We start from the raw sequence: 4,439 nt of genomic DNA, 5'->3' as shown, positions 1-4,439 counted from the left end.
AGCCCCAATAACCAGAAAATTATTAATATTCCTGCTAACCAACGTAATAATCCCACATATATCACTCCTTTATAACTTGATTTTTAACAAAGAACATTAATGCCTAAATTTTACACAAATTTAAATTTAATAAAAATTTAGAATATTCTGTTCATATTTATATCATATCACTGATTTAGCTATATTTCAATTTTTTTCGACAATCAAATTCTTTTATTCCAATATATTACATGTTTATATTACTATACAAATGATTCATATTAATTTTAAGATATTAATAATAAGTAATGAATTTATTTGCAGTAAAAATATACATTTTATAATTAACTATTTAAACATAACCAAAGAAATAACGAATGTAACACAAATACCATTTTATATATTTATAATAACAAGTAATTTAGATTAGTAAAACACATTTTCAAAAAATATAACGAATTTGCTCGAATGATTCAGTAATAAACCTCCCTTATTATTAAATAAGGGAGGTTTATTACTTTCCTAATTCCAAGATAACTAAGCTTTAAGTAGGAGATTTAATGTTTATATTTACAGCGATTCAATCTTAAGATATCATTTTTACTTTATATATGACATAATGGGACATAATAACCTAAATTTTGTTATAGTAGTATGATGCATTTTTACTTGTAGTAGATGTAATAGTGTTCATTGTCGATAGGATTTCAAGAAAAGAAAAAAGAAATAGAAACATTTAATACAAGTGGATTACAATTTTTTTAACATCATAAGGGGGTGTAAGTTATATGTTAGCAATAATCGGCGGAGTCGTTGTCGTAATCGTAATACTTAAAGTCCTTGGTATATTTTAGTATAAATTAAAAGAATACTTCTAGCAAATTAACTATTATAATTATTCTTAAAATACAAGGTATAAACAAAATAGTATTTAAAATAAATTTATTGAAAAATACTGGAGGTGAAAATATGATTGAACAAAATGAAAAACCTGAGAAGATTGAAGACATCAAAGATGATGAAATTATGACTGTACGGGAAGTTGCAACTTATTTTAAGGTCAGTGAAGCGACAGCACTTAAACAAGTAGTCGATGGAGAATTACCGGCTTTTAAAATTGGTAGTCATTGGAGAATAAAAAAAAGTGAACTTTCAAAACATATAGAGACATTAAAACTAGGTAAAGGTAACAAAATTACTTGAACTATAGATGTGATGCCATAACAGATTGGTAGTAAAGTAAACATATTATAATTTAAAAATAAAAAGGAGAGTGAATTATATGTTAGCACTAATTGGTGGTATTGTTGTAATAATTATAATATTAAAAGTTGTTGGTATTTTTTAGTTATTAATAGGTGTTATAAACATTAATTTAAATAATGTTTAAGTAAAGTGATTTATATATAAAAATTAACATTAAAGGAGCATTCCTGTTATGAATTAAAATGAACTTTGAAAAAAAGAGCACCTACTGATAAAATACAGGGTATAACAGTTGCAACTTTTATCCCTAATTTATAATTATCAGTGGAGGTACTCAATATGAATTATACACAAAATGAAAAGATAATGTCAATAACAGAAAATACCTTAGTGATAGGAATTGATATTGCAAAGCAATTTCAGTATGCAAGAGCGTTCGATTACAGAGGTATAGAGCTTAGTAAGGTTAAATCGTTTGAAAATACAGCGGATGGATTTAAAATATTTAATGAATGGTTAAAATTAGTAGCTAAAGAGAATAAAAAAGATAAGATAATTGTAGGGTTAGAGCCGACAGGTCACTACTGGTTTACACTGGCAAACTTTTTAAGGGAACTAGGTATTAAACTGGTTCTTGTTAACCCATTTCACGTTAAAAGAAGTAAAGAACTGGATGATAATTCTCAAAATAAAACTGATCTTAAAGATCCAAAAACAATTGCAAAGCTTGTCATTGAAGGCCGATATTCTCAGCCTTACATTCCGGAAGGAATATATAGTGAGTTAAGAATAGCAATGGGTATGAAGGAAAGTCTTACTAAGAATCTAAATATAATAAAAAATAAAGTGGATCATTGGTTAGACAAATACTTTCCAGAATTTAATGATGTGTTTGCTGACTGGGAAGGGAAAGCTGCCTTAATTTCATTAACTGAGTTTTCTACACCACAAGAAGTTTTATTAACAGGTGTTCAAGAGATAATTAAGATTTGGAAAAAAGGAGTAAAACGTGCCGTAGGCAATCAAAGGGCTGTGAGGCTTATAGAGGCGGCTAAGATTTCTATTGGAATTAAAGAAGGTCTTAGAATGGCTAAAAATGAGCTTAAGGCTAATTTAGAACAGTACAGACTATATCTAAAACAAAATGAACAATTAGAGATAGAAATAGAGGAATTAGCTTTTCAGGTGCCTGGGGTTAAGGAGATGGTATCTATAAGGGGTATGTGTAGCAATGGAACCAAAACGGCAATAGGAAATACAATTTATACCATTACCGTTTAATTAGGAATGATTATACACATGTAAAAATCATTCTAATACATTTTAAGGATTTATTAATGTCCTCAAACTACCTTTTGCAATTTCTTCAGGTAAATTGAATGAATATTTACCAACAATATTAATATGGTCATAACCTAGTGGAGACAATCTTTGAATATCAGCTTCATTTATAATTTCACCCTCGTTACGTAGCTTTTTAATGGCCACTTGCATATATCGTGTATTCCATACAATAATTGTATTGACGATAAGCCCTAATGCACTTAACTGATCTTCTTGACCTTCTCTATATGCTTGATGCAATTCGCCTCTCTTACCGTAAAATACTGCTCTTGCAAGACTATGACGTGATTCTCCTCTATTTAATTGCGTTAATATTTTGCGACGATAGTCTTCATTATCAAGGTAAGCAAGTAGATATTGAGCTTTATATATACGCCCAAACTCACCTATTGATTTACCTAACATTGTAGGCTTACCACCACGTTGTAATGTTTTAATTAATTGTGTTGGCTGTACTTTTCCAAGTTTTAAAGAACCAGCAACTTTCATCATATCATCCCAATATCTAATAATAATATCTTTACGAATTTTATTTTTTGCTAATTTATTCAATTCACCATAATCAGACTGAGAATCAAATTTCCAAAGCCTTGATGATCCAATGTCAGCTATACGTGGGCTAAATTGATAACCAAGTAAACCAAACAATCCGAATATAATATCACTATATCCAGCAGTATCTGTCATAATTTCTTTCGGTTTTAATACTGTTTCCTGTTCCAAAATTCCTTCCAACAAGTAAAGAGAATCCCTTATTGTCCCTGGAATCACTATTCCATGAAACCCTGTAAACTGATCACTTACATAATTATAATATGTAACCCCTCGTCCAGTTCCAAAATATTTAGAATTTGATCTTGAATTAATATTTTTAGAATTAAATTTAATAACTTTATCATAGCAATCAATAGCTTCATAGTGTTTTCCTAGGTTTTCTAATGAATGCCCTTTATACATATATGCAGATTCATTTTTAAAGTTTAATACAATAACTCGATTGTAGTATTCAATAGCTTTTTCATAATTCTTTCCCTGTTCGTATTTGTTACCCCTATATAATAAATATCTCTCTTTACTAAACATATGTTTTCTCCCTTCTTTAAAAAACTATCTGCATATAATCAAAAGCTTTCGGGTTAGTATTTTTTAAAAAATTAATAATTTTGATGTTTTCACTAATTACGTAGTTTTTTACTACTTTGAAGCAATATATTTGTATTAAGTATACTATTAATAATGAATATTCCATATAAAAAGTTGCTCAGCTTTAAACGATCAAAGAGCATTCAATATAATATATAATTATCTTGAATGCCATTCTGTCCATTAGAATGTAGTTCATGAAAGTTATGTTGTTGTGTAATTAATGAGGTAAAGTTTTATTAAATTCTTCAATTTTATCTTTTCTTACAAATAATTCTACATTCATTAGACCTGTTACAAGAAACATTTCATGTTCATCAACACCCTTTATTTTTATTACCCACTTTTCAGCCGATTCAGAATCACTACCTTTTATTTTGCCAATTGTTTTTTCTTTTTCATCAAGAAATGCACTTGGTAAACTATTAGAAAGTACGTACTCAACACCATCCTTTTGGATTACTTCTGTATCCGTGTTGTAGGAATACTCAGCAAACCTCATAAAAAACACGTAATAGGCTATTATTAATAGTAATATTGGGCAGATAATAAAAATAGTCTTTATCCTTCTTTTCATTTCTATTTCTCCTTTATAAATTATTATTAAAATAAGAATTATTTATTAGAACAGCCTTTTTTTTAAATCGTGAAACAAAATCTTAAGTAAACACAGGCGTTACCGCCCATGCTCCTCAACGGAACCGTACGTGCCCTATTAAGGCATACGGCTCTTCACCCCATATTTCCAATCATCAATAGAATAAGCT

4 protein-coding genes are annotated in these 4,439 nt (G+C 28.7%); 2 read left to right on the top strand and 2 right to left on the bottom strand.

The window, feature by feature from the left end:
• Positions 1–948: 948 nt before the first annotated feature.
• Both KPL55_RS25195 and KPL55_RS25190 read left to right on the top strand, forming a co-directional pair.
• Complete coding sequence (locus tag KPL55_RS25195; protein WP_216309507.1) at positions 949–1,182, top strand: helix-turn-helix domain-containing protein; 234 nt, start codon at positions 949–951, stop codon at positions 1,180–1,182.
• A gap of 342 nt (positions 1,183–1,524) precedes the next feature.
• Positions 1,525–2,466, top strand: a complete 942-nt coding sequence (locus tag KPL55_RS25190; RefSeq protein ID WP_216309506.1) for an IS110 family transposase — start codon at positions 1,525–1,527, stop codon at positions 2,464–2,466.
• A 42-nt stretch (positions 2,467–2,508) separates the two neighbouring features.
• Here KPL55_RS25190 and KPL55_RS25185 read toward each other — a convergent pair whose 3' ends face one another.
• Positions 2,509–3,612, bottom strand: a complete 1,104-nt coding sequence (locus tag KPL55_RS25185) for a Tn3 family transposase (protein ID WP_216309505.1) — start codon at positions 3,610–3,612, stop codon at positions 2,509–2,511.
• A gap of 280 nt (positions 3,613–3,892) precedes the next feature.
• Complete coding sequence (locus tag KPL55_RS25180) at positions 3,893–4,249, bottom strand: hypothetical protein (protein ID WP_216309504.1); 357 nt, start codon at positions 4,247–4,249, stop codon at positions 3,893–3,895.
• Positions 4,250–4,439 lie beyond the last annotated feature (190 nt).

It is taken from the genome of Clostridium lacusfryxellense (genome assembly GCF_018861735.1).
GTDB classification, from domain to species: Bacteria; Bacillota; Clostridia; order Clostridiales; family Clostridiaceae; genus Clostridium_AD; species Clostridium_AD lacusfryxellense.
This window is presented reverse-complemented; position numbering and strand designations above follow the sequence as displayed.